This window comes from Paenibacillus tundrae (assembly GCF_030812775.1).
Classification (GTDB): Bacteria; Bacillota; Bacilli; order Paenibacillales; family Paenibacillaceae; genus Paenibacillus; species Paenibacillus tundrae_A.
Genome location: NZ_JAUSTI010000002.1, coordinates 521,071 through 545,560, shown reverse-complemented (window position 1 = coordinate 545,560; position 24,490 = coordinate 521,071). Strand labels below are relative to the sequence as shown.

Below are 24,490 nucleotides of genomic sequence, written 5' to 3'. Positions count from 1 at the left end.
ATAATAAGATCAGACTTAAAGATCGGGATAGTCATTCACATAGCCTGGGATTTCTTGATTTAGATCAAGGATTTTCAGGCTATGGCACGTTATGATGAATGTAATCACAGATTACAGAGGAGGATGAATGAATATGAGTATCACATCATTGCAAGACGTAAAAGAATTTAGTACAGAGCGTTTTACGAAACGGGTGTTATTCAGGCACGATGGTGGTGTCACATTTGTACTTCATTTCTTGCCAGGTCAGAAGCTTCCGGTGCACAAACACCCAGGAACAGATGTTATCTTGCTGGTGGTTGAAGGTACAGGAACGATGATTCTGGATGGAGTTGAACAGGAGGTCAAGCAAGAGGACGTGATCTGCTGCGGAGGAGAGACGGAATTTGCCTTCCATAATACAGGTAACAGTGAGACTCGTTTATTTGTAACGCTAAACAAGGTGCCTAACGAATCCTACGGGCAAAATATATAGGAAGCACGCGTTAACACGTTAAGAGGATGTGTATTACACCTGTATATCGTAGTGACTCACCAAGCATTTGATTACGTATAAACAACTAACTTGATCATCACAGAATAACAAAAAGCGTACTTATGTCTCTGGCAGGAACAGAGCTTAAGTACGTTTCTTTGTGATATGAATACATCAGTCGATGTCAGAAATATCCTAACATCTCTTTGGCTTCTTTAGACATGAGCTGAGGTGACCATTTAGGCTCCCATACAACTTGTACATCGATATCAGTCTTGCCTGTATTTTCTTGTAACACCCACTTCACGGCGCCTACAATCGTATCATGCAGTGGGCAACCAGGGGTGGTCAGAGTCATTCGTACGTGCACACGCCCCGGTTCTTCACGTACTTCATATACAAGTCCAAGATCAACAATGTTGACACCTAACTCAGGGTCGTATACTTCCTTCAGACATTCTAACAATTGGGTTGTTTGTTCCATGGTTATCGCTCTCCAATCCTCCAAATTAACGTTTAAACACTAAGGCTATATTTGCGATATAAGCAATGGAAATCAGGGATAGTATGGTTCCTCCGACCATCATTACTTCTGCCAGATTTATTAAAATTCCACTCACCAGCAATAGACTGCCGCCCACCATAGCGATGATTCCCCATTGTACGTAGCGTTCACTCAGCATGCCAGACATAAGGGGTACTCCAGGTCTGCCAGCTTGCTTTCCATACTTATGTGTCCACCATAGAAACGGTACGATTTTGGAAGCATAACCTAATATCGTGAGTGAAACCCAGCCTCCGAGATATACCCATCCAGATAGCAGCACTACCCGTGGATGGAGCAACAGATCCGTTCCTTGTGCTGAATAGATTAGCAATGCCATAACATATACGGCAAAAGCACGGCTTACATACACCGACCAGCGAATACCTGGTCCGGGATTTTTTTTGTGTCGCTTCTCCTGAATCTGTTCCAAGTGATACACATAACAGATCATTGCTGCACTTAGAAGCAATAGTGCGAACCAGAGTAACCCGTCTTTGATGCCTGTCAGAAATGCAATTACACCCGTGATTACCGCTGCGTTCCACAAGTACAAGACGACCTTTTGCAGCCGTATGGAGTAATTATGGGATAGGTAAAACATAGGTAACATCTTATAGCTGAATCCAGTAATCAACATACCGAACCAGCCGAGGGTTCCCATCCAAATATGTGCTCCAAACAATCGCTCATGGAGACCGTTCCATTGCCCAAAAGCAAAATTCAATCCCATCAGCATACCGGAAAGTCCGGTCAGAACAAGATACAGACAAGAACAGGCGGCACTAATCGTTACCGGATTCCACTGAGAAGCACGGAAGAGTGTTACCGCCATATTCCATCCGAACAATAAAATACCGATTAAGGCTAGCGTAGCTGAACCAGCAATCCAATGAACATCTCCACGGATAAAACCATATAACATACCAGTAAGCCCGATGGTGAAGAAGAAGTAATGACAGTAGCCCAGCAGCAGACTGTAGATATTAGATTGCAGAATTACGTGAATCAATTGATAGATCGCACCCATAGCAAGCATGGTTGCCCACCCCAGAACAAAGAGGTGAGCGTGAAACCAGCCTTCAGGGCCTCTTAATTCATCACCAAGCCAGCCTGTTAGCGAGAGCACAGAGAAGGCGTGATACATAACAAATCCGAAGATGCCCGTGATGATAAAAAGAAACGGCAACCTGGACATGGCTCTCGCCTCCTTACCCTTTTTCAATTCTCACTTTCGCTGTGCCATCCGCTTGATCCTCAACCGTATATAGACAGCCCAGATTGTTTAACTCTTCAATTAAGAACACGGGAACGCGATCATTGTGAATGAGAATAACATCTCCAGGTTTGCAATGCTCGAGTGCAGCAAGTGTACGCATCATTGGTTGTGGCGGTTCTAATCCCCGATTATCCAGCGTTATGGATGCAGCCTTAGGCTGTTCGTCAACTTCCAATGCAGAGGTAACTCCTTCAGGGCGTCCTTGACATGCTTCCTCGTCTGATTCTAGCAAGATATCAAGAGTTGGTTTGTCGGACTCGAGCTGCTGCGCAGATAATGCTATTGCGCTTTTTTTGTTTTTCTTGTGAACGAAAGTGGTGACCCAGTGATCCGCGCTCATTCGTTCAGACGAGTTGGAGTACCCTTTCAATTTGAGAATGCCAAGTAGCGGCGTTGGCTTAAATGGGGCATGAAGTACAAACACATCCTCAGGTTGAAGACCTTTTACCGTATCCATAATAAGTTGGAAGGGCTCCAGCTTTTTACTTAAATGCGGCCGGACATCCAATTCAACAATATTGACATTAGCTCGAGACATGTGCGTTCACATCCGATCCTGTACCCGCTACATTGGTCTGTTGGAGCAAGTATTGTGATGACTCATAGAGAGCAGCCATTCCGCCGTACAGCGCATAAAAGAATGATTCCGGCGCATCCAGAGAGAAGGACAGATATGCCTTAGGATCCATACCTAACAATCGCTCAAAGAGTCTTGCACTGTCATAAGCGTAAAAACAAAAGTGTGTATATTCAAAGACTGACATTTTTTCATAAATCGTAATGATTTCTTGTGCATATTCCGCTTGATTCTGTTGCGCCATCTGAATCATGGTCGTCGCATCTTCCAGCCGAAGCGTGATGCGAAGTGTAGTGTCATTTATGATGTCAACTTGCGGCATGGCTGCTCATCTCCAATCTATCGTTTGCTGATCTTGACCTGGAACGTGGTAGGTCCTTGTTCAATATACTCCCAATCAAAGCCTTCAGGGTGTGTAGATTGGAACTGGAAGCGTAAAGGTTTCGGATCGTGATCGTTAATAAGTAGCATCGCTTCTTGCGGTTGTAATTGATCGAACGTTTCGAAAATGATTTTATGTTTCAGATGAGGTGGGTACTCAGTAGCATTAATAGTAGCTGCATATGTGTTCATGATTCATTCCTCCAAGTGGATTAGTGTGGTGCTGCAACTTGATTATAGAAAACGAAAAGAAGGGGCTGTGTGAGCAGGCTCACATTTCCTATTGTCATAATCTTGCCTTATTTAAAAGAGAATCCTGTTTGGAAAGGGGTTGCGGCGATTTTATAAATGTGCAAGTGTGCGTTATGTTTCACTTCTTGTGATATTTTGCACAGTTAGGCGAGCGAGACATCCTTATATTTAGCACCAAGATGACAATTGATGAGAGGAAGCAAGTTCCCTCCTTCAGCCGAATAAAGACAGCATCCTAGAGAAGGGAGGTACGTGTATGGAATCAAAATTAATGGATCCGTTTGGCAGAGTTCATGACTACTTGCGGATTTCGGTTACAGATCGTTGCAATCTGCGTTGTGTATATTGCATGCCAGAAGAAGGGATGCAATTTGAACCGACGGAACGAATCCTGTCTTATGAAGAAATCACGTCGATCGTCAAGGCGCTTGCTCCACTGGGTATTCGGAAATTGCGTTTGACTGGGGGAGAACCTCTGGTTCGTAAGGGGCTGGATCAACTGATTGCGATGTTATCCGCTATTCCAGGGATTGAGGATATCGCATTGACAACCAATGGCATCTATCTGGCAGCTTATGCAGATCGACTTAAGTCAGCGGGGTTAACTCGGGTCAACATTAGCCTGGATTCGCTCAAGCCGGAGCGATTCGCGCGTATTACACGAGGGGGCAAGGTAGATCGTGTGCTGGAGGGCATCAAAGCCAGTCAAAGGGCTGGATTTCAGCCCATCAAGCTAAATGTTGTACTGATGAAAGGTGTAAATGACGATGAGGTTGAGGATTTTCTGCGCATGACGTTGGAGGCTCCGATTGATATTCGATTTATTGAGTACATGCCCATCGGTGATAGTGGGGGCAACTGGAAGTCGAGTTATTTGCCGCTTGAACATGTGCTGAAGACTTGTGGTGACAAATGGAACTACGAAAGCTGCGGTGATGTGTACGGTAATGGTCCGGCAGATAGTTATCGAATCGCTGGAGCAGCCGGAACATTTGGTCTGATTCATCCGGTCAGCAGTCATTTCTGTGGTAGCTGCAACAGGCTCAGGTTAACAGCCGACGGCAATATTAAACCGTGTCTGTATTGGTCGGATGAGTACAATGTTCGCCCGCTCGTTGGCGACGACAAGGCGGTACAGGATCTGTTTTACAAGGCGCTCGGCTCCAAACCCGAAACTCATGACATGGTAAAAGCCTTAAAAGGGCAGCAGATTGACGGAACACCTACGCTGCGGCATATGTCGCAGATCGGAGGATAGCAAGAGAAGCTTCGAATTCAGTTTAGATCACGGACTCAATTTCAGGTGCGAAATCGCATCAACAGGTCACATTTGTGGGAGGACAACAATGAGCAGCAAAAGCATGCCCTGGATGGGCAAACTGAAGTATTTTGCCAAACGTGAAAAAAACGCGGAAGGCTGGAGTGAGATGTCCCCGGTAAACCGGGACTGGGAAGACGTGTATCGTCGCCGCTGGCAGCATGATAAAGTGGTACGTTCCACACACGGCGTTAACTGCACGGGTTCATGTAGTTGGCAGATTTATGTGAAAGATGGCATTGTGACATGGGAAACGCAAGCGACGGATTATCCATCTACCGGGCCGGATATGCCTGATTTCGAACCTCGTGGATGTCCGCGTGGAGCAAGCTTCTCATGGTACCTATACAGCCCATTGCGTGTGAAGCACCCTTACGTGCGTGGTGCACTTCTGGAAATGTGGCGTGACGCTCTGAAGACTTATGGTGATCCCATAAAAGCATGGTCAAGTATTTCGAATGATCCAGTCAAAGTGAAAAGATACAAGTCGGTACGCGGTAAAGGCGGACTGGTTCGTGCTTCATGGGGCGAAGTGACACAGATTATTGCTGCTTCCATGATTCATACGATCAAAGATTACGGCCCTGACCGTATCATTGGTTTCTCGCCAATCCCAGCGATGTCCATGGTCAGTTATGCTGCCGGATCACGTTTCTTATCTTTGGTAGGTTCACCATTGCTTAGTTTCTATGACTGGTACGCAGATCTGCCGCCGGCATCCCCGCAAATCTGGGGAGATCAGACGGACGTCCCGGAGAGCAGTGATTGGTATAACTCTGGTTACATTTTAGTTTGGGGTTCTAACCTGCCAATGACACGTACACCGGATGCTCACTTCCTCGCAGAAGCACGTTACAAAGGAACAAAAGTGGTATCCATCAGTCCGGATTATGCGGAATATGTGAAGTTTGCAGATACATGGATGTCTGTGAAACAAGGGACAGATGGCGCACTTGCAATGGCTATGGGGCACATCATTCTGAAAGAATTTTATCTGGATCATCCTACAGATTACTTCATGTCCTATGCGAAGCAATATACGGACTTCCCCAATTTGTTGATTGTCGAAGAGAAGGATGGCGTAAACATTGCAGGCCGATTCTTGCTTGGTGAAGACCTGGGTATTCAAGGCAACAATATGGCATGGAAAACCCTTGTATTCGATGAAAACTCCGGCACTTATGCTATCCCAAAAGGGAGTATGGGCTTCCGTTGGGGTGAAGAAGGTACATGGAATCTCAAGATGGAACAGGTGGATACCGGCGAGCCGATCGATCCAAGATTATCCATGCTCGGCGTGCATCATGATCTCGTAACCGTACATCTTCCTTACTTCGATGATGAAGGAAGTCATGTCATGGAACGTCAAATCCCAGTTCGCCGCATATGGGTTGAGGATCGCTGGATTACCGTTACGTCAGTATACGATCTCGTGCTGGCGAAGTATGGTGTTGATCGTGAAATGACACGTTCAGCAGACTCTACTGAAATCGTAACAGGAATCGTTCTAGAAGCTGAAGAGGACAAACCATTTACACCAGCTTGGCAAGAGAAAATTACCCGAGTTGATCGGGATACCGTCGTTAAGATCGCACGTGAGTTTGCACAAAATGCAGTGGATACGCAAGGCCGCTCCATGATTATTATGGGTGCCGGGATCAACCACTGGTACAACTCCGATGTTATCTATCGTGCCATTATCAACCTGCTTCTGATGACAGGCTGTCAAGGGGTTAACGGCGGTGGCTGGGCTCACTATGTAGGTCAGGAGAAGCTACGTCCAGCGGAAGGTTGGCAGACGATTGCATTTGCACGTGACTGGAGTGGACCTGCCCGTCTGCAGAACGGAACATCTTTCTTCTATTTTGCAACAGATCAATGGAGATATGAGGAAACCCCAGTCGGGGAGCTAACCTCGGCACTTGAAGGTGACCCGCGCTTCCAGCACGTTGCTGACTATAATGTCATGGCTGCGCGCATGGGCTGGCTTCCATCTTATCCACAATTTAACCGTAACTCGATTGATTTGCACCAGGATGCACTAGATGCGGGGGCAACAACGAAGGAAGAGATCGGCGAATATGTGGCATCAGAATTGCAAAATAAAAATCTTAAATTCTCGATTGAGCAGCCGGATGATCCAGCGAACTTCCCACGTGTGCTGTTTGTCTGGAGAGCAAACCTGATCTCAAGCTCAGGCAAAGGACATGAGTATTTCCTTAAGCATTTGCTTGGTGCAACAAACGGATTGCTCAATGATGATGATCATGGACTTCGTCCTGAGCATGTGGAGTGGGTAGAGGAAGCTCCTGAAGGCAAGCTTGATCTTATGGTCAATATGGATTTCCGCATGGCAGGTACAGCGATGTATTCCGATATCGTACTGCCAGCAGCAACTTGGTATGAAAAAAGCGATTTGAGCAGTACGGATATGCACCCGTTTGTACATCCGTTCAACCCGGCGGTAGCTACGCAATGGGAATCCCGTTCCGACTGGGATACATTCAAGGAGATTGCACGTGTGTTCTCTGAAATGGCAGAACAGCAGTTCGATGGTCCACAGAAGGAGATTCTGGCTACACCGTTACTGCATGATTCACCAGATGAACTCGCTCAACCTTATGGTGAGATTAAAGACTGGAGTGCTGGAGAATGCGAAGCTATTCCGGGTAAAACCATGCCGCATATCCAGGTGGTTGAACGTGACTATGCTGCGGTTTACAACAAAATGATTAGTCTCGGGCCAAACGTGAAGGATAAACCGATCGGTACGAAGGGCATGTCCTGGTCGGCAAGCGAAGAATACGAGAAGCTGAAAGGCATCTTAGGTGTGAACCGCAAAGATGGCGTTGGACAAGGATGTCCAGATCTAAGTTCAGATCGTAACGTCGCTGAAGCCATTCTAACTTTGTCTACAACAACAAACGGTAAGATGGCTGTACGTGCGTGGGAGTCTTTGGAGAAGAAAACGGCACTGCATCTGAAGGATTTGGCAGAAGAACGTTCAGAAGAATGCTTCACTTTTGACGAGATTACTTCGAAACCAAAAACGGTTATCACATCACCTGCATTTAGCGGATCGGAAAAAGGCGGACGGCGGTATTCACCGTTCACGACCAACGTAGAACGACTGATTCCATGGCGCACTCTGACTGGCAGACAACAGTTCTATATCGACCATGCGATGCTGCGTGAGTTCGGGGAGACGCTGGCTACCTTCAAACCAATTCTGAAACATACACCGTTCCATCCAAACAGTAAACGTCCGATTGAGGGCGGCAAGGAAATCGTGCTGAACTACATGACACCACATAACAAATGGTCTATTCACAGTATGTATTATGATGCTCAGCCGATGTTGACCTTGTTCCGAGGTGGTCCAACGATCTGGATGAACCATGAGGATGCTGAGGAAGCGGGTCTAGTGGATAACGATTGGATCGAATGTTTCAACCGTAACGGGGTCGTTGTGGCAAGAGCGGTAGTTACACATCGTATTCCTCGCGGAGTAGCCTTTATGTATCACGCCCAGGATCGACACATTAACGTTCCGGGGACGAAAATTTCACAGACACGCGGGGGTACGCATAACAGTCCGACTCGTATTCACGTGAAGCCAACACATATGATCGGCGGCTATGCTCAGTTAAGTTATGGTTTCAACTATTATGGCCCGACAGGCAACCAGCGTGACCTGAATGTCATCATTAGAAAACTGCAGGAGGTGGATTGGCTTGAAGATTAAAGCACAAGTCAGTATGGTCATGAACCTGGACAAATGTATCGGCTGCCATACATGCAGCGTAACATGCAAAAACACCTGGACGAATCGTCCAGGTGCAGAGTACATGTACTTTAACAATGTCGAAACAAAACCAGGTGTCGGTTATCCAAAACAATGGGAGGATCAGGAGCGTTATCGCGGCGGCTGGGAGATGAAAAATGGCAAGCTGGAGTTGAAATCCGGTACACGTGCAAGACGTTTGCTTAACATTTTTCACAACCCAGATCAACCAACGATCGACGACTACTATGAGCCTTGGACTTATGATTACGAGAAACTGACCAATAGTCCGGAGAAAAAACACCAGCCAGTCGCAAGACCAAAATCCCAAATTACCGGAGAGTATATGAATCTCGAATGGGGTCCGAACTGGGAAGATGACCTCGCCGGTGCACATATAACAGGGATGGAAGACCCGAACATGAAGGGTGTCGAGGAATCCATCAAAATGGATTTTGAACAGGTATTTATGATGTACCTGCCGCGGATCTGTGAACACTGCCTGAACCCGTCCTGTGTGTCTTCCTGTCCATCAGGTGCAATGTACAAACGGGAAGAGGACGGAATCGTTCTTGTTGACCAGAATGCTTGCCGTGCATGGAGATTCTGTGTGTCGAGCTGCCCGTACAAAAAAGTATATTTCAACTGGCAGACGAACAAAGCTGAGAAATGCACACTATGCTTCCCACGGATTGAAGCGGGTCTGCCAACGATCTGCTCTGAAACTTGCGTTGGACGTATCCGTTATATCGGCCTGATGCTCTATGATGCAGACCGCATTGAAGCAGCAGCTTCCGTGGAGAATGAAGAGGATCTGTATGAATCACAAATGGATGTGTTCCTTGATCCAAATGATCCTGAAGTTATTCGTGAAGCACGTGCGGCAGGCATTCCGGAGGACTGGATTATTGCAGCGCAGCAGTCCCCAATCTATAAAATGGTTATTGACTGGAAGATCGCACTTCCACTTCACCCTGAGTACCGCACAATGCCGATGGTATGGTACATTCCACCGCTGAGTCCGATCACTAACCGGGTAGAAGGCCAAGGAAGTTCGCTCGAAGCAAATGATATTTTCCCAGCTATTGATAACATGCGTATTCCGGTTGAATACCTGGCGAACCTGCTTACTGCTGGGGACACAGGACGTATTCGTGAAGTACTGCGGAAAATGGCTGTGATGCGGATTCACATGCGTAACCAGCAAACCGGCAAAGCGAGTGAGTCTGAATTGTTGGATCTTGTTGGCATGAGTGCGCAGGAAGTTGAAGATATGTATCGTCTACTCGCTATTGCGAAATACGATGATCGCTTTGTGATCCCACCAGCTCACCGTGAGGAAGTGGCAGATCTATTCAGTGAACAAGGAAGCTGTGGCCTTGACTTTGCAGGCGGCCCAGGTTCTTGCGGCGTATTCTCATAGGAGAGGAGACAACAACGATGACAATCGATACGAATACAGAAACTATCGTGAAACAGGTTTATGAACCGGAAATGAGAAGAATGGTCTGTAAACTGATCTCCTATCTGCTGCAATACCCTGATACCGAGTGGAGAGAGGGATTACCTGGGGTGCAAGAAGCGGTTCTTACGATCTCTGAGGAAGAAGTGAAGCAGATCGTGTTAACCTTCACGAGAGATGCACAGGCTGTAGATGCCATTGGGTGGCAGGATTCTTATGTACGTGCGTTTGATTTTGATAAAAAATCAAATCTTTATCTCACCTATGCTTTGCATGGTGATGAGCGAGATCGCGGACCGGCACTGATTGATTTGAAGCGTAGATATGAAGCGGCTGGTTTCTATATGGAAGCCAGCGAGCTGCCGGATTATTTACCCATGGTGCTTGAATTCATTGCCGAGGCTCCGGAGAAAGATGCAATCGGAGTTCTGAATACCTGTCATAAAGCGCTGGTCACGATGACCGAAAGTATCGCAGGACAAAACAGTCCATACGGACCGCTCCTTACGCTCATGTTACAGGTGATGCCCGAGCCGTCTGTTTCGGACGTACCTGAACCAAGCAAAGAAGAACAGAAACAACCGCTGGGCGGTCTGAACGAGATCGTTGAGCTGATGAGGAGGGGCAATCGGTGAGTACACTGGAATTAATGTTATGGGGTGCTCTCCCGTACATGGTCATTGTGTTTTGTATCACGGCGACCATCTGGAGATATGTAACCAATCCGTTTAGCTGGACATCCAAATCTAGTGAGATGCTGGAGAAACGGTTGCTACGATGGGGAAGTTTACTCTTCCACATTGGCATTTTCGCCGTCATCTGTGGACATATTGCCGGACTGCTTGTACCGATTGAATTTTATCATTGGATCGGTCTAAGTGACGAAGCGTACCATATGGGCGCTGTGTTCGGCGGATTACCGGCTGGTATTATCGCATTTACCGGATTGATTATTCTGTTGGTACGACGGTACACGGCTCGCAGAGTGCGGGCAACAAGCAGCGTCGGGGATTGGGTGGCACTGGCTATGTTAATCATTGTCATTGTGACCGGGATTCTGGCAACATCGGCTAACGCAGTTAATCATAGCGGATTCGATTATCGTACAACGATTAACCCATGGTTACGTGGTCTGTTGATACTCCAGCCTGATCCGACTTTGATGCAGACGGTGCCCATGAACTTTAAGGTTCATATCTTGCTAACATTTGTATTGTACAGCGTATTTCCATTCACACGTCTGGTGCACATGCTGAGTATGCCACTCGGATATCTGAGACGTAGCTATGTGCTGTATCGCAGAAGAGACGGGGCCGTGTATCCGAATCAGGAACAACAAAAGGAAAGGGCGATGTAAATGCAGCAAAAAGGAAAAATCCAACTGCCCTTGCAAACGACGAGTCTTGTTCTTGGCTTTATGGTATGGGTAATCTTGTCATCCCTCATGCCGTTTATCAAAGAGGATATCGCGCTTACTTCTTCCCAGCTTGCTTGGGCTACAGCTATCCCTGTCTTGATCGGATCGATTGCTCGTATTCCAATTGGTTATTGGACGAATCGGTACGGGGCACGTAACATTTTCATGATCAGCTTTGTGTTATTACTTGCTCCGGTATGGTGGGTCAGTCGTGCAACATCATTCAGTGATCTAGTTATTGGTGGCTTCTTCCTCGGGATCGGTGGAGCCGTGTTCTCTGTCGGAGTAACCTCGCTACCCAAGTATTATCCGAAAGAACGTCATGGTTTCGTTAACGGAATCTATGGTATTGGTAACTTGGGTACAGCACTTTCTGCATTTGGAGCACCATTGGTTGCTGCTCAGGTGGGTTGGTCCAAAACGGTTCTATTTTACAGCATTCTTTTGATTGGTATGGCTGCATTGAATTTTGTTTTGGGAGACAAAAAAGAAACACGCGTCACCCTTCCTCTGATGCAGCAATTAAAAGATGTGTCACGAAATAACAAGCTGTGGCTTCTGTGTTTGTTCTATTTCCTGACGTTTGGTTCATTCGTGGCGTTCACCGTTTACTTGCCGAACTTCCTCGTTACCAACTTCCAGATGGATAAGGTTGATGCGGGACTTCGCACAGCTGGCTTCATCTTGGTGGCAACGATTATGCGTCCGGTTGGCGGATGGCTGGGTGACAAGTTTAATCCATTCAAAATATTGATGTTTGTGTTCGGTGGATTGACCATTGCCGCGATTGTATTATCGTTCGCGCCATCCTTCTATATCTATACGGTTGGTTGTCTGACTGTCGCGCTCTGCGCGGGAACAGGTAACGGTACAATTTTCAAATTAGTGCCGATGTATTTCGTCAAACAAGCAGGTATCGCTAACGGAATGATCTCAGCGATGGGTGGTTTGGGCGGTTTCTTCCCTCCATTAATGCTGACGTTGCTGTACAGTATGACAGGTCATTATGCGATTGGCTTCATGGCGTTATCCCAGATTGCACTGGTAAGTCTCGTGCTTGTCATCTGGATGTTCTATCAAGAGAAGCTACAACTGTCTGCTAGCATTTTGGAGAATACCATTGAAGCAATTTTGGTGACGGATACGAACAGTGTTATTCGTTCGGTGAACCCAGCCTTTACGGCGGTTACAGGTTATACGGCTGAAGAAGCGGTAGGGCAGAAGCCAAGCATGCTGAAATCAGGCAAGCAGGATAAGAAGTTTTATGACCAGTTATGGCAGGAACTTCGTGAAAAAGGATACTGGCAGGGCGAGATCTGGAATCGCAAGAAAAATGGTGAACTTTATCAGGAATGGCTTAGTATTACAGCAATCCGTAATGAAGCAGGGGAAGTCAAATATTACGCGGGTATGTTCAGTGATATGAGTAAACCTGATCTAACGATTGCCTAAGCAATGCATGGTCAAGAGACAGAGTTATTGAAAAAAGTGATCCAACATACAGCAAGAGACCTTAACTTGATTTACAGTAGTTAAGGTCTCTTTTTGCACAAGCGACAGTTTCAATACACAGAGGAACCGATTATCTTCCCTGATGAATGTGGCTTAACGCTGAGCTGTGATTGTGCATAACAGAAAGAAGAAGCAAGATGCATAGAGCCATCTTGCCGTTATGCTTAAGCGTCTCGCTGTTCTTTTAAAGCCTGCAGGTTGTGAATGATGATGCGGCTACGATCAACCTCAAGCAACTCATCTTTTGCGAGCTGGTTCAGCAGTCGATTGGCTGTCTCCCTGGTCGTTCCGATGGAATTGGCGAACTCCTGGTGTGTCATGGGCAGATTGATGATGATCTTATCCTCTTGCTCCTGACCATGCTGCTCGGCAAGCATGAGAAGAAAGGAGAGCACACGATTACGTACATCCTGACCGGAAAGCACTTGTAATTTATCTTGTAATTCTCGTATTTTATCGCCGAGTACACGCATGATTTTGATGGCGATCGAAGGAGTGCTTAGCATGAGCCGTTCAAAGTGTCTGACGGGAATCGCCAGCAGGCTTGACGGCGTGATCGCAACAGCAGTAGCGGGATAGGGGTGCGCGTTAAAAAATCCGGTATGAGGAAACATGTCCCCTGTTTTGAGGAAGGATACGATCTGTTCATGTCCGTTCTCATCCGTTTTGTAAGCTTTGACAATACCGGTACGAATGAAGAACACAGCTTCTTTTTCACTGCCCTCACTAAAGATCACCGTCTTTTTGTTGATGCTTCGGGATATAGCAATTTCTTCAACCTGTTTTAACTCTTCGGGGCTTAGATCCTGAAAAATAGGGAATTGCTGCAGAAAATCTGCTGCGTTTTCTTTATTTACCCTGGTCATACAAGTTCATCCTCTCTGTGAAACTTTTTGTATTGATAAACCTGATAGGAGGTTGTGATTGAATTGAAAAGCAATGGAAGTACAAACGCTAAACCAATCGTAATTCCCCATGAACATGGTGGGTGGGCAATGGTCAGCGTACCTTTTCTCGTTGGTGTGGCGGCAAGCAGCCCCCAGTGGCTTCATCTGCCGCTGTTCTTTGCCTGGCTTGGCTTGTACCTGACCGCGTATCCTTTGCTGCAATCGCTCAAACGAAATGCGAATCGGCAGCGCTTATATAAATGGGCAGCCATATACGGCACGATCGCCCTAGTCTGTCTCATTCCGGCCGTCATTGGTCAATCATCGCTGTTATGGTTTGGCCCCATGTTGGTGGGACTGCTCTTGGTTAACATCTGGCATGTGAGACATAAGGCCGAAAGGTCATTGATCAATGATCTATGTGCAATGCTGGTCTTCTCTCTAGGCGGAGCGGCAGCTTATCTGATTGGCAGCGGTGAATGGGACTACGGCATGGCCATCGTTGTGTTATTTTCCTTTTTACATTTTACAGGAAGTACGTTCTTTGTGAAATCCGTCTTTCGGGAACGCAGCAATCCGCGCTGGATTAGGTTGTCACGTCTTGTCCATGTTGTACTGCTGTTCATTCCGGCTGCAGTTGGGTATCCATGGATGGGGCTGGCCTATGTCTATTCCGCTGTGCGAGCATTTCGTTACGCAGGTAAAACCATGCGTCCCATGAAGGTGGGGATCATCGAAATTATTGGAGCGGTACAGTTCCTGCTCTGGTTCATCCTGCTGTGAATCACATCATTTTATCATAACGTGATTTAAGTGCACATCAGGTGATATAGGTCACACCGTCATTGGATTGTTATTTAAAAATGAAGTCCACACCTTCCGTAGTTTGTTTTTGATCTGGCAGCAAGGGTTAATGGGAGATAAAACAATATGGAACAAGAGAGGGGCGAGCCCGGATGTGGACTGCATTGATGTGGGGCGGCATCTCCGCCTCAGCGGTTGTGATCGGTGCACTTGCAGCATTATTTATGAAGATTCCAAAAAGGGTCATCGGCTGGATTATGGCCTTTGGGACGGGCACGCTGATTGGTGCGGCTACGTTTGAGCTTCTTGGAGACGCATTGAACGATGGAGGTATACTGCCAACGGCTATCGGTTTTACCGCAGGAGCCGTGGTATATACCCTGTTTGATGTGCTTATCTCGGCCAAGGGTGGGTCAGATCGGAAACGTTCCAGCAAGAAAGATTCAAGTCAGCAAAGCGGACTGGGGATTTTCGCTGGTACGGTGATGGACGCGATTCCCGAATCAATCATGCTAGGTGCCAGTTTACTGGCCGGCAACGGTGTCAGTGTGGTGCTGGTGGTATCGATTTTTGTCAGCAATATTCCTGAAGGATTATCCAGTACGGCAGGGTTGAAGAACAGCAAGTATAGCAAAGGCAAAATTCTATTGATGTGGCTCGGTGTATTACTAATCTCTGCACTTGCCGCTTTGGGCGGGTATCTGTTTTTGGAACAGCTTCCGAAGGAGATGGGGGCAGCAATCGGTGCTTTTGCTGGAGGAGGCATAATAGCCATGCTCTGCTCAACGATGATGCCTGAGGCTTTTGAAGAAGGAGGCCCTATTGTAGGGTTGATCGCCTCGATGGGATTGCTTGTGTCCTTGCTGTTGGACATTTAGCTCTAAACATTTTCTAATCCCATCAAAGAAAACTCTATTACCATCAAACGCTGATAACTTCAACATATGAAGATAAGAAAAAAGAGTATCCTCTCAGATCCATCTGAGTTTCGGATACTCTTTCTAATGAGTTAATGCAATTTAGCGGCCAAGGAGAAACTAGTGACCAGAGCAGCTTCCGCCGCAGCCACAAGCTTCTTTGCCCAGTTCTTTCGATTCAGGCAAGCGATTCAATTCAACAGACTTCGTAAAATAGTTGCTGATCTGCTGATGCAATTGACTGAACTCACGCTGTGCGTAGATAAATCGACGAATGAGAGGGTTATCATACAGCGCGCGCTCTTCCTCTTCATACACCTTAATCTCGGAATCCAACAATTCGATATTTTGCCGTTCTTTCTCTTCCAATGCTTGATGTTTCTCCATAAAACGTTCATATTGAGTGGTCGCTTGTTCATCAGCGGCAAACTCATCAATCATGTCACGCATTTCTTTGTAGCCCTCATCCTGCAATAGAAGTGAGCATAGCTCTTGCATTTTGTGCATGATAAGCTGTTTATCTAATTTTACAACGGTATTTGTATTCATGTGGTCAACCTCCTGATCTTTTCTTAACTGTATAATGGAATACAACTGCATACTGTGACGTTACTCACATTCCATGTGAAATAGATTACTTGCTTGAATCGTAAATCTTCTATGATTCAGTGTAGTAACTTCTCCTTGAGCTGTTCTAATTGAAGGATAAGGATACAGTTTCCTGTAACCTGCAAGAGCCCTTGTGTCTGCATAACGGTAAGCTTACGACTAAGCGTCTCGGGGGTAATCCCGAGCAGCAGAGCCATATCTTTTTTGAAGACAGGCAGACGAATCTCATGCTGTGCATGATTCCGACTATGAAAATACAACAGCAGCTTGGCGATCTTCTGTTCAGTTGTGAGAGCGCTAAGAGAAATGTTCCATTCATCTGTATCACGCAGTAGCTCAGAGACGGCAAGTAGAAAATGATAAGCAAGCTTTGGATCATGTTCGAGCAATTGATCAAAGTCATGTTTGTTCATCGAGCAGATGGAAGAGGGCTCTAGAACCTCCGCATTTGCAGGATGTGGTTTTTGGTGAAGCAGGGCATCTTGTCCGAAGAAATCTCCGGGAAAAAGGAAACGAACAATATGCTCTTTGCCATTCTCCGTGTATTTAGATAGTTTCACACACCCCTGATGAACCACATAAAGCGTATCTGAACGCTCACCTTCCTGGACGATATAATCCCCTTTGTTATATTGCCGAGAGTGAAGGAGAGAGAGCAGCAATTCGGAATCTGTCGGGTCAAGATGTTGGAACAGGGATACTTTGGAGAAACAGGCATCCTGAACTTCGTGTGCACATATCATTTTGTGAAACACCTCGATTGGTTTAGAATGGGTGCGAAATTGTCTTGCTTCAATGTGTCATCGCTGGTCCACCATGGTCTGTGCCATCCTTCGTTACACGAAGAACCCCAGATGCCCCTTTGGCAACATGGTTGAATTGGTGCGTTACAATAGGATAATCACCTTCTTCGGTTACCGTAAATTCGACGACAGCACCTCCGCTGGCCGGTAGCATAACGGTCTGTATGCCGTATTGAATATTGCGTGGATTGCCGTCTGTGTAGACACGATCCATCATGGTACCGACAATATGGAAGGATGAGACTTCGTTTGGCCCAACATTGCTTACATAGATTCGAACTGTATCACCAACTTGGGCTAGTAAGGGCTGTTCTTTTAACACGTAGTCATTGCCATTAAATACAACATAGTTAGGTTCTGCATTCATAAAAGCATCATAGTCGTGTTCTTTGTACCATTCGCTCTGAACCAGGGTATATTCCCGATCCACCAGATGATCAGAAGGATATCCCGCCTTCGGTTCAACAATAATCATGCCATACATGCCGTTCGCAATATGAGCGAGAACCGGTTGCGTTCCACAGTGATACATGAATACACCAGGGGAGGATGTAGGATATGTGAATGTTCCTGCCTCACCCGGCATTACATCGATAAATTTGCTGCTCGGAGCAGCATGCACGGCATGAAAATCCATGGAATGAGGCATGCTGGCATCTTTATTTTTCAATGTGAAAATCAGTGTATCTCCTTCGGTTACTCGTAGGACGGGGCCAGGTACGGTTCCGTTGAATGTCCAGGCATTGTACATAACGCCTTTGGAAATCTCGATATCGGTGACTTGAGCAGTCATCTCAATGTATACGTTCGTCCCTTCGCGCCGAATGATTGGATCGACAGGTTCTTGACTGATTCGAGTTGTTGTTTCTACAGCGTGATGATCAGGCTTGATGGAGTCTGAACTACAATGGGCGAGAGTAGCTGTGAAAATGACAAATACCAACGACAATTTCATTACATGGAGTATAGAGAACATGGGAACACGACCTTATCTTAGGACATTTTCTTTTATATATAGATTACATAAATGCAATCAGGACGGGTGTGATACGAAACACACTTGAGTCATAGAAAGAGAAAAAGTTGAAATAGAAGAGGGCGTTTCTTGTACTACGTAGCTGAGTTACATATAATTTAGAATGAGAATTGGTGAAAGGTGGAAGTGAAATGAAACGTTTCGAAGATGAAGGTGCATATAAGTACAACTTTTATTATCTACTTCATCGGGGGAAGCAGATCGACGTTAAATGTAAGGAATGTGGTGGGCATGCGGTTATTTCTAAGTCAGATGATCGGTTGGTGTGGGCGTGTTCCCATTGTTATGCTCAAGGTGCGGAAGAACCAAACTATCGTTATGATGCCAAGGGAACTTGTGTCTTATGTGAACGATGGTTCAATGTGCAAGTCACGGATGAGAAAAGAACACCTCATCAATCAGCGCATGTGGAATGCCCACATTGTGGTAAAGTCAATCAAGCTCTGTTGTATCGTCGAGAGACACATCGAGGGTATTATCCAGAAATTCAGGAAGGGCGAGAATCGATTTTTGGTATGGAGCTGTACTTTCTCGATCAGGTAAGAGGCAAGCACGTCTGGGCAGTCAATCGCGAGCATTTGAATTATCTCATTGCTTATATCTCTGCAGATTTGCGAGTGAAACCTGCAAATTCACCTATGAAAACGGCCTCGCATGCGATCCCTGCTTATATGAAAAATGCTAAGAACCGAGAGCAGGTTGTTCGAACACTAACGAAGCTGCAGTATAAAACAGGATAACTTGCAAGAGATATTGTGTGGAGGTTTACGAATGAAAAAAAGAGTATCACTGTCAATTTTTGTTTTTATTTTTGCTATGTTAAGTATTCCAGCATTTTTTATCATGCAAAGTTATGGTGTTTTTCAGAAAGAGAAAGTGCTATCAGATTATGCCTTAGCTATTGAAGTGAACGGCAAATCTTATGCGACTTGGCCACTAATCAATGGTTATGCTGCGATGGACAAAGCTGAGGAGAACCGCCAATTTTACTATCGTATTGATGCAAGTGGTCTTCAAAATTTGTTTCAATTAGCCTACCAAGAATATGAGATTGAGCCGAATGATACAAACCCTTATTTGGCGGGACAAATAAACTATTCATCTGACGCAATGAATTATGTCAACGAAGAGCAGCAATATCTCAATGCCAATGACTTCATACCTATAGTGAAGGTGTTCAATCATGATGGTCAACTGATCTATACATATGAAAAAACAGGCAAAGGCGATGGCAGGCTGGTTCAGTCCATTATTCATCAAGGCATGACCCGATCGAACGGCAATGGAAGCAGTAAGGCAGCCCGTGACCCGTATCTTAATATAACGGCATTGTTCAGGGATCAACTTCATATTGATGTTCAATTAACAGTGGATGAGGAACGTAAGATTGTTTCCATTCGAATGAATAAACCGGAGGCGAGATCATGAATGAATTAGGAGTAGAACAAGGGCCAGCCTATCTCGAAGGGTTAGTACAGACATTGAAGAAGGATCAAGCTCATGAAGTAGAATGGAATGGAAAAGTACAAACGCCAGATGGTCACGACAAGTTTCATATTTTTTATTATGGTGACTTGATCGATGATGATCTAATAAGTTGGCATGATTCGACACCATTACTTGTATATGCAGAGCATACTGTAACTGGAGAACGTTATCTGTTATTTGATGCTGCCAAACATGGATATGATGCCATGCTATGTGAGACGTATGCTGAGGATAAGCTTAAAAATAGGCCTTTACGTCCTTATCTGGACGTAGAAGGGGAGGATATTTTTGAAGTGTACTTAACCGCCTACTACAATGTTCCATATGATGATGAGTTTGGGGAAGATGTTCATGAAGATGGAACCTATGAACTGATTACGGGAGAACACATGAATTTTGAGTTAGTCAAGCGTAATGGATTTGATGCGTTTGCCATTCAAATTACTAACCGCAAAGGGGTCTCAACGGAGATTGTGCAGGAAGAATTGGCGTAAGGAGTGTTACTACGACGTAAATAGCATGATCTGATGATAGGGAGATGTATCCTATGTACATTGTATCTCAAGCAATGAAGCCTGTATCTGCTGAAGAACTGAATCATTTCGAAGAACAACATAACATCTCATTACCTTCATCCTATCGCAGATGGCTTGAGCAATATGGAGAGGGTACTTACACCGGCTGGATGAATATACAGCGGCCTGATCAAGACGTGCTAGCTCCTTTTGTTGAATATGACTTCTGGATTCATACAGAAGAGACACCAATAAGTCAGCACCAACTGCAGGAATGCGTTAGTATCGGAAGTTCAGTGGATGGAGACTTCTTGGCGGTTCACCCTCAGGTCGAGGGATTGCTTTGGCTTCCGCGTCATGATGAACATATCACGTTGTGGGCTTGCGAGGGTGCAGAATTAAGTGAGCTGTTGGATCGTATATACTGTGGTTATTATCAACAAGACAAGCCGTTAACTCCGCATTATTATGAACCTTGGAATGAATTACGGCACCACACATTTTATCATCTTGAGGATGGTGAGCAAGGTAATTCCTTATTGGAATTGGCGCAATGCTGTAAAAAGGAATTCAAATGGGATGCTGTAGTGGAGAATGAGCATAGATGTATGTTATTTATGGCATCTATTGGTGGTTATCTGCGCTTTAATTATGCCTATGGTAGAGAAGTTGCTATGTTCTATGAAGAAACAGGTGCGTCAGGTGAGGGTAGAGACCACGAGCTGCATTTGTTCTTAATCGCACATCATTGTCGCCCTATACATATAGGCGGAGTGGAGGAATGATCATTTGAGTTGGTTAGATGAGAAGATTGCACAACAGTGGCGTCAAGAAGGTAGACGGTATGCACAACTTGTAAATGAATTTGTACGCAAAAGTATGGCTGGTGAAAATCCGGATGAATCTGAGCTTGAGAATGATGATCGAGCCAGTCTTAGTGCTGAAGTCTGGGAGATGGTAAAACAGGCTAATGCGCAAGGGGATGCGCTACGTCTACGATCTGAATTGCCTCCTGCTTCATGGCCGATGAGTGAACAATTCCAGTCTGTGATGCAGGCCGTGCAAGTTGTTGGATGTATTGCGCAAGATGGCGTTGTATTTAATATTGGGGCTCATACGCAGGACGGCGTCGTATACACCGCAGATTCGCAAGGGTTAGTTGCATCTCCTCATTATCATTTTGCGGGATGCTCCCCGAATGGCATGGATTATGCATTAGCGGATGAAGCTGTGATTCGAATTATTCGAAGCCCTGATCGTCAGCTACAAGGCCAAGAGCTTGCTATGTATCGTTGGGAAGATATTCAGTCTAGCCTTCATAACACGCTGCCTCAGATCGAGTCGCTGGCAGATTGCGAATATCCTGAACGTTCACTTATACAGCTAATTCCATTCAACGAAGGACAATCTCTTCTTATTTTGTCCACATATGGTGTTCATCTCATCGAACAATCTCAAGTATTCTTGCTGCATCCTGATCCGTCGGAGATTCAAGAATATGAATTGGAAGATACTCAAATTGACATGGGTCATGCGGCAGTTTCAGAGGATGGTCGCTGGATTGCCTTTGGCAGTCAGGTAAGTAACCACATGCTCCTGGATCGACAACGGAATCATACGTATTCGTTATATCCGGAGATGAGTTACCCGCATCATGCCATCTTCACCAAAGATAATCGTAACGTTTGGTTTAATGCATGTCACTTTTATAACGGTGTTACGATCCAGGTTAAATTGGACGAGGTGGAGGTCAATGAGAAGAAAGAAGATTGGCCTATTGTGGATGAAAATGCACGTGTGTATGCCTCAGCGGAGACTCACCAAGGCATTGTGATTGGAGATGCATATGGTTATCTGCGTTGTGTGGATTATCAGGGACAGGAAGTATGGCGTCATTTTGTAGGCGGTACGATCTCGTCCATCGTGGTATCGCCTGATCAATCCAAGCTTGCAGTAGGTACATACAACGGCATGCTGCATATCCTTGATTTAACTTCAGAAGCGATGGACGATTACGGCATTGGCACAGGCACGATTCGTGAATGCGAGCGTTATGTGTTATGGCGGGGAGAAAACCCAATGCGCTGGTAGGACGTTAGGGAGAATAAGGAGGACTTTTGTTGAAATCAGATATATACTCCAGAATCGATCAACTAATGGACGCTCTGCATCAATTGTTGGATGTTAAAGTGGTGGATGAAGAGATTAATGAACTGCACCAACAGTATAAACAGATCGATGGTACCTCCAAGGAGAGTTTGGCGGCGTTTGAAGCGGATTTTGATATTAAGTTACCAGCGGATTTTCGTGCTTTTTACGAACGCAAAAATGGCAGTGGTTACGGATTTCATGTGTTGTACCCTGGGGATGAAGAGGAACAACGGAGTATTCCATTCTATCTGATGTCCTTGGATGAAATTCGTGAGACCAAACGATTCTTTTGTGAAGTGGATGAAAAGCTGGAAGAGCATTATTCTGAGGAAGAGATTCGCAAGCTCGATCCCGAGATTAAACCATTTTTATTTCATAAACAATGGATACCTTTTGCAACGATGGCAGGTGGCTCGCTGTACATCATGCTGGATTTTGATCCAACAGAGCAGGGCAAGTATGGGCAAATTATTATGTATGTGCATGATCCGGATTTTGTCTATTATCTTAACGAATCATTCGTAGAACTGCTTGAAGCATCCAATCGAAATCTCAGTTTGAAGGATGAAATTGATTATTAAGGAACGAAGACAGGGACTGCATCGTGTAGCAGCCCCTGTCTGTGAGCGATCGGTTATTTTACCACTGGAAGAAGCGGTGACCGTGAAATCCTCCGCCCGATCCTCCACCATGAGGACCCCCAGGGTAGCCACCGCCTGGTCCTCCACCGTGAGGGCCTCCTGGGTAGCCGCCGCCTGGTCCTCCACCATGAGGACCCCCTGGGTAGCCGCCGCCCGGTCCTCCACCATGAGGACCACCCGGATAGCCGCCACCTGGATAACCACCATGCCACCATGGGCCGCCTCCGATTGGATAGGGGAGCGGAATGGGGAAGAAGGGTGGGTATGGATAAGGATAGGGATAAGGTGGAGGTGGTGGATAATATGGATAAGGATAACCTGTAGGTGCAGGGTACTGAACAGAGCGTGGATCGTATGCCATGTTTTGTGCCTCCCAATACTCAAATGATGATATTAGCCTATGCCTGAGTGCATGCTCATGACACTAAATAAATTTCAGTACGAGCAAAAAAATGGAGGAGGAAGTAAGTGACAACTGTATCCCTATATACCGATCCAAGAGAAACTACCTACGATCAAATCATTGATGAATTAATAGAGAAGACTGATCGCTTCTTGATCGTAGATCGAGGGCATGAAATAGATGATCCTCCTAAACGGGTTGCTCAAGTTTTAGAACAATTGGAGCCCTATCTGATCGAAGTTTTCACAATGGATGAGGCCATGGTAAGAGAGCGTTTCATGCACAATAGTATGATAGATAGTCATGCGATGTACTCCAGCGGCAGTTATTACATATATTCATGCACCCCAGAGTCTGGGCAGGTGCTTAAGCAAGAGGCTACTCGATTTGGAGATTGGTTGTATCCGTCATTACCTGATGATCTCTGTTTTCTTAAAGAAGATGGTAGCGATTACTTCTATACCGTAGCACATGAAGGAATGTATGGCATGGGAATTACGGAGGAAGAAGCGAGCGAGTTAATGGAGCGCATTCCCGGCTTATTTTTCAAATTACAAAGGCATGAGCAGTTTGATTGCTTCCTAGATGATGCCATTCAACACCAGACGGATCGTCTAAATATTACCGGCTATCTGTTATCCGAAATTCCAGATCGCATTCGCGAGCTCAAGCAATTAAAGGAACTTGAAGTTTTTGAACACATGTGATTGAGCTTCCCCCGGCTTTCTTCGAACTGACCGCATTGGAGAAGTTGACCATTATGACAGCCGATCTGAAGGGTATCCCGCAAGATATTGGGAAGCTTACTCAGCTCAAGGAGCTTACGATTTATGGTGGCAGTGCGTATCATGTCGAACCTGGATGGAAACCCAAGCCTAAGCAGGAACTGGAGCTAAAACATATCCCTGCCGAGATTGGTAATCTGACAGAGTTAGTGAGTTTGAGCATAGGTTACTCAGGTATTCGGGAGCTGCCTCCAGAGCTGGAGAAGTTGAAGAAGCTGAAGTGGCTAAATATCACCAACAGTCTGATTGAAGGAACCCCTGATGTCGTGTCTCGGATGCACTGGTTAGAGCATGTGAGCTTGAGTGGACATTCTCTCGGTCTGACTGAAGAAGCTTTGCTGACTGAAGAAGAAATAGAGTAACATAACTACCCTCTGATAGACGTGTTCTATTCAGAGGGTTTTGTCGTTTCGATTCAACGGAAAGAATTGGGCTCACGAATATAGGCTG

The 24,490-nt window shown here is 45.7% G+C and carries 27 protein-coding genes; 17 read left to right on the top strand and 10 right to left on the bottom strand.

Going from position 1 to position 24,490, the window contains the following annotated elements; translation table 11 throughout:
- The first annotated feature begins 133 nt into the window (after positions 1-133).
- Entirely contained in the window at positions 134-475 is a 342-nt protein-coding gene (locus J2T19_RS05775; protein WP_307214003.1) for a cupin domain-containing protein, read from the top strand.
- Positions 476-659: 184 nt separating this feature from the next.
- On the opposite strand, the gene J2T19_RS05770 is transcribed toward J2T19_RS05775, so the two are convergent.
- The 5 genes from J2T19_RS05770 to J2T19_RS05750 are packed head-to-tail and all read right to left on the bottom strand — an operon-like array spanning position 660 to position 3,448.
- On the bottom strand, positions 660-959 hold the full coding sequence (locus J2T19_RS05770) for a metal-sulfur cluster assembly factor (protein WP_307214002.1): 300 nt from the start codon (positions 957-959) through the stop codon (positions 660-662).
- A 25-nt stretch (positions 960-984) separates the two neighbouring features.
- Complete coding sequence (locus J2T19_RS05765; protein WP_307214001.1) at positions 985-2,217, bottom strand: hypothetical protein; 1,233 nt, start codon at positions 2,215-2,217, stop codon at positions 985-987.
- Between the two features lie 13 nt (positions 2,218-2,230).
- Complete coding sequence (locus J2T19_RS05760; RefSeq protein WP_307213999.1) at positions 2,231-2,836, bottom strand: DUF2249 domain-containing protein; 606 nt, start codon at positions 2,834-2,836, stop codon at positions 2,231-2,233.
- The gene (locus tag J2T19_RS05755; protein ID WP_307213997.1) at positions 2,823-3,197 is read right to left on the bottom strand and encodes a hypothetical protein; all 375 of its coding nucleotides are present in this window, start codon (positions 3,195-3,197) and stop codon (positions 2,823-2,825) included. The genes J2T19_RS05760 and J2T19_RS05755 overlap by 14 nt, the downstream gene beginning before the upstream one ends.
- A gap of 17 nt (positions 3,198-3,214) precedes the next feature.
- On the bottom strand, positions 3,215-3,448 hold the full coding sequence (locus J2T19_RS05750; protein WP_307213995.1) for a DUF2249 domain-containing protein: 234 nt from the start codon (positions 3,446-3,448) through the stop codon (positions 3,215-3,217).
- Positions 3,449-3,764: 316 nt separating this feature from the next.
- On the opposite strand from J2T19_RS05750, the gene moaA reads away from it, so the two are divergent.
- The 6 genes from moaA (at position 3,765) to J2T19_RS05720 (ending at position 12,941) form a co-directional block, all read left to right on the top strand.
- Positions 3,765-4,766: a GTP 3',8-cyclase MoaA gene (gene moaA / locus J2T19_RS05745; RefSeq protein WP_307213993.1), complete on the top strand. Its 1,002-nt coding sequence runs from the start codon at positions 3,765-3,767 to the stop codon at positions 4,764-4,766.
- 88 nt (positions 4,767-4,854) lie between these two features.
- Positions 4,855-8,571, top strand: coding sequence for a nitrate reductase subunit alpha (locus J2T19_RS05740; RefSeq protein ID WP_307213991.1), 3,717 nt, complete (start codon positions 4,855-4,857; stop codon positions 8,569-8,571).
- A complete protein-coding gene (narH, locus tag J2T19_RS05735; RefSeq protein ID WP_307213989.1) occupies positions 8,561-10,033 on the top strand; it encodes a nitrate reductase subunit beta in 1,473 nt (490 codons plus the stop codon). The genes J2T19_RS05740 and narH overlap by 11 nt, the downstream gene beginning before the upstream one ends.
- A 17-nt stretch (positions 10,034-10,050) precedes the next feature.
- Positions 10,051-10,707 (top strand): nitrate reductase molybdenum cofactor assembly chaperone, encoded by a 657-nt coding sequence (gene narJ / locus J2T19_RS05730; RefSeq protein WP_307213987.1) that lies wholly within the window; start codon positions 10,051-10,053, stop codon positions 10,705-10,707.
- A 14-nt stretch (positions 10,708-10,721) separates the two neighbouring features.
- Positions 10,722-11,429 carry a respiratory nitrate reductase subunit gamma gene (gene narI, locus J2T19_RS05725; RefSeq protein ID WP_307214052.1) on the top strand — a complete coding sequence of 236 codons (708 nt, stop codon included), beginning with the start codon at positions 10,722-10,724 and terminating at the stop codon, positions 11,427-11,429.
- Complete coding sequence (locus tag J2T19_RS05720; RefSeq protein ID WP_145047370.1) at positions 11,430-12,941, top strand: nitrate/nitrite transporter; 1,512 nt, start codon at positions 11,430-11,432, stop codon at positions 12,939-12,941.
- Between the two features lie 224 nt (positions 12,942-13,165).
- On the opposite strand, the gene J2T19_RS05715 is transcribed toward J2T19_RS05720, so the two are convergent.
- Positions 13,166-13,867 carry a Crp/Fnr family transcriptional regulator gene (locus J2T19_RS05715; RefSeq protein ID WP_307213983.1) on the bottom strand — a complete coding sequence of 234 codons (702 nt, stop codon included), beginning with the start codon at positions 13,865-13,867 and terminating at the stop codon, positions 13,166-13,168.
- Positions 13,868-13,921: 54 nt separating this feature from the next.
- Between J2T19_RS05715 and J2T19_RS05710 the strand changes: the two genes are divergently transcribed.
- A complete protein-coding gene (locus J2T19_RS05710) occupies positions 13,922-14,671 on the top strand; it encodes a YwiC-like family protein (protein ID WP_307213982.1) in 750 nt (249 codons plus the stop codon).
- A 173-nt stretch (positions 14,672-14,844) separates the two neighbouring features.
- On the top strand, positions 14,845-15,570 hold the full coding sequence (locus J2T19_RS05705; protein ID WP_307213980.1) for a ZIP family metal transporter: 726 nt from the start codon (positions 14,845-14,847) through the stop codon (positions 15,568-15,570).
- A 159-nt stretch (positions 15,571-15,729) separates the two neighbouring features.
- Here J2T19_RS05705 and J2T19_RS05700 read toward each other — a convergent pair whose 3' ends face one another.
- From J2T19_RS05700 to J2T19_RS05690, 3 genes are all read right to left on the bottom strand, one after another.
- Complete coding sequence (locus J2T19_RS05700; RefSeq protein ID WP_307213978.1) at positions 15,730-16,158, bottom strand: YlbF/YmcA family competence regulator; 429 nt, start codon at positions 16,156-16,158, stop codon at positions 15,730-15,732.
- Between the two features lie 116 nt (positions 16,159-16,274).
- Entirely contained in the window at positions 16,275-16,961 is a 687-nt protein-coding gene (locus tag J2T19_RS05695) for a Crp/Fnr family transcriptional regulator (protein ID WP_307213975.1), read from the bottom strand.
- 49 nt (positions 16,962-17,010) lie between these two features.
- A complete protein-coding gene (locus J2T19_RS05690) occupies positions 17,011-17,976 on the bottom strand; it encodes a multicopper oxidase domain-containing protein (protein WP_307213973.1) in 966 nt (321 codons plus the stop codon).
- Between the two features lie 212 nt (positions 17,977-18,188).
- Between J2T19_RS05690 and J2T19_RS05685 the strand changes: the two genes are divergently transcribed.
- The 6 genes from J2T19_RS05685 to J2T19_RS05660 are packed head-to-tail and all read left to right on the top strand — an operon-like array spanning position 18,189 to position 22,792.
- Positions 18,189-18,797 (top strand): hypothetical protein, encoded by a 609-nt coding sequence (locus tag J2T19_RS05685; RefSeq protein ID WP_307213971.1) that lies wholly within the window; start codon positions 18,189-18,191, stop codon positions 18,795-18,797.
- 31 nt (positions 18,798-18,828) lie between these two features.
- Positions 18,829-19,485 carry a hypothetical protein gene (locus tag J2T19_RS05680; RefSeq protein WP_307213969.1) on the top strand — a complete coding sequence of 219 codons (657 nt, stop codon included), beginning with the start codon at positions 18,829-18,831 and terminating at the stop codon, positions 19,483-19,485.
- Positions 19,482-20,039: a hypothetical protein gene (locus J2T19_RS05675; protein WP_307213967.1), complete on the top strand. Its 558-nt coding sequence runs from the start codon at positions 19,482-19,484 to the stop codon at positions 20,037-20,039. Before J2T19_RS05680 ends, J2T19_RS05675 begins: the two co-directional genes overlap by 4 nt.
- 53 nt (positions 20,040-20,092) lie before the next feature.
- Complete coding sequence (locus J2T19_RS05670) at positions 20,093-20,845, top strand: SMI1/KNR4 family protein (protein ID WP_307213965.1); 753 nt, start codon at positions 20,093-20,095, stop codon at positions 20,843-20,845.
- 4 nt (positions 20,846-20,849) lie between these two features.
- Positions 20,850-22,151, top strand: a complete 1,302-nt coding sequence (locus tag J2T19_RS05665; protein WP_307213963.1) for a WD40 repeat domain-containing protein — start codon at positions 20,850-20,852, stop codon at positions 22,149-22,151.
- 29 nt (positions 22,152-22,180) lie between these two features.
- Positions 22,181-22,792 carry an SMI1/KNR4 family protein gene (locus J2T19_RS05660; protein WP_307213961.1) on the top strand — a complete coding sequence of 204 codons (612 nt, stop codon included), beginning with the start codon at positions 22,181-22,183 and terminating at the stop codon, positions 22,790-22,792.
- A gap of 58 nt (positions 22,793-22,850) precedes the next feature.
- Here J2T19_RS05660 and J2T19_RS05655 read toward each other — a convergent pair whose 3' ends face one another.
- Positions 22,851-23,213 (bottom strand): hypothetical protein, encoded by a 363-nt coding sequence (locus J2T19_RS05655; protein WP_307213959.1) that lies wholly within the window; start codon positions 23,211-23,213, stop codon positions 22,851-22,853.
- Positions 23,214-23,320: 107 nt separating this feature from the next.
- Between J2T19_RS05655 and J2T19_RS05650 the strand changes: the two genes are divergently transcribed.
- Together J2T19_RS05650 and J2T19_RS05645 are read left to right on the top strand one after the other, a co-directional pair.
- On the top strand, positions 23,321-23,962 hold the full coding sequence (locus J2T19_RS05650; RefSeq protein ID WP_307213957.1) for a hypothetical protein: 642 nt from the start codon (positions 23,321-23,323) through the stop codon (positions 23,960-23,962).
- Complete coding sequence (locus J2T19_RS05645; RefSeq protein WP_307213955.1) at positions 23,959-24,402, top strand: leucine-rich repeat domain-containing protein; 444 nt, start codon at positions 23,959-23,961, stop codon at positions 24,400-24,402. The genes J2T19_RS05650 and J2T19_RS05645 overlap by 4 nt, the downstream gene beginning before the upstream one ends.
- The last annotated feature ends 88 nt before the right edge of the window (positions 24,403-24,490 follow it).

Coding starts and splice junctions, on each gene's coding strand:
- J2T19_RS05775 (WP_307214003.1), top strand. CDS start 134: ATGAGTATCACATCATTGCAAGACGTAAAAGAATTTAGTACAGAGCGT.
- J2T19_RS05770 (WP_307214002.1), bottom strand. CDS start 959: ATGGAACAAACAACCCAATTGTTAGAATGTCTGAAGGAAGTATACGAC.
- J2T19_RS05765 (WP_307214001.1), bottom strand. CDS start 2,217: ATGTCCAGGTTGCCGTTTCTTTTTATCATCACGGGCATCTTCGGATTT.
- J2T19_RS05760 (WP_307213999.1), bottom strand. CDS start 2,836: ATGTCTCGAGCTAATGTCAATATTGTTGAATTGGATGTCCGGCCGCAT.
- J2T19_RS05755 (WP_307213997.1), bottom strand. CDS start 3,197: ATGCCGCAAGTTGACATCATAAATGACACTACACTTCGCATCACGCTT.
- J2T19_RS05750 (WP_307213995.1), bottom strand. CDS start 3,448: ATGAACACATATGCAGCTACTATTAATGCTACTGAGTACCCACCTCAT.
- moaA (WP_307213993.1), top strand. CDS start 3,765: ATGGAATCAAAATTAATGGATCCGTTTGGCAGAGTTCATGACTACTTG.
- J2T19_RS05740 (WP_307213991.1), top strand. CDS start 4,855: ATGAGCAGCAAAAGCATGCCCTGGATGGGCAAACTGAAGTATTTTGCC.
- narJ (WP_307213987.1), top strand. CDS start 10,051: ATGACAATCGATACGAATACAGAAACTATCGTGAAACAGGTTTATGAA.
- narI (WP_307214052.1), top strand. CDS start 10,722: ATGTTATGGGGTGCTCTCCCGTACATGGTCATTGTGTTTTGTATCACG.
- J2T19_RS05720 (WP_145047370.1), top strand. CDS start 11,430: ATGCAGCAAAAAGGAAAAATCCAACTGCCCTTGCAAACGACGAGTCTT.
- J2T19_RS05715 (WP_307213983.1), bottom strand. CDS start 13,867: ATGACCAGGGTAAATAAAGAAAACGCAGCAGATTTTCTGCAGCAATTC.
- J2T19_RS05705 (WP_307213980.1), top strand. CDS start 14,845: ATGTGGACTGCATTGATGTGGGGCGGCATCTCCGCCTCAGCGGTTGTG.
- J2T19_RS05700 (WP_307213978.1), bottom strand. CDS start 16,158: ATGAATACAAATACCGTTGTAAAATTAGATAAACAGCTTATCATGCAC.
- J2T19_RS05695 (WP_307213975.1), bottom strand. CDS start 16,961: ATGATATGTGCACACGAAGTTCAGGATGCCTGTTTCTCCAAAGTATCC.
- J2T19_RS05690 (WP_307213973.1), bottom strand. CDS start 17,976: ATGAAATTGTCGTTGGTATTTGTCATTTTCACAGCTACTCTCGCCCAT.
- J2T19_RS05685 (WP_307213971.1), top strand. CDS start 18,189: ATGAAACGTTTCGAAGATGAAGGTGCATATAAGTACAACTTTTATTAT.
- J2T19_RS05680 (WP_307213969.1), top strand. CDS start 18,829: ATGAAAAAAAGAGTATCACTGTCAATTTTTGTTTTTATTTTTGCTATG.
- J2T19_RS05675 (WP_307213967.1), top strand. CDS start 19,482: ATGAATGAATTAGGAGTAGAACAAGGGCCAGCCTATCTCGAAGGGTTA.
- J2T19_RS05670 (WP_307213965.1), top strand. CDS start 20,093: ATGTACATTGTATCTCAAGCAATGAAGCCTGTATCTGCTGAAGAACTG.
- J2T19_RS05655 (WP_307213959.1), bottom strand. CDS start 23,213: ATGGCATACGATCCACGCTCTGTTCAGTACCCTGCACCTACAGGTTAT.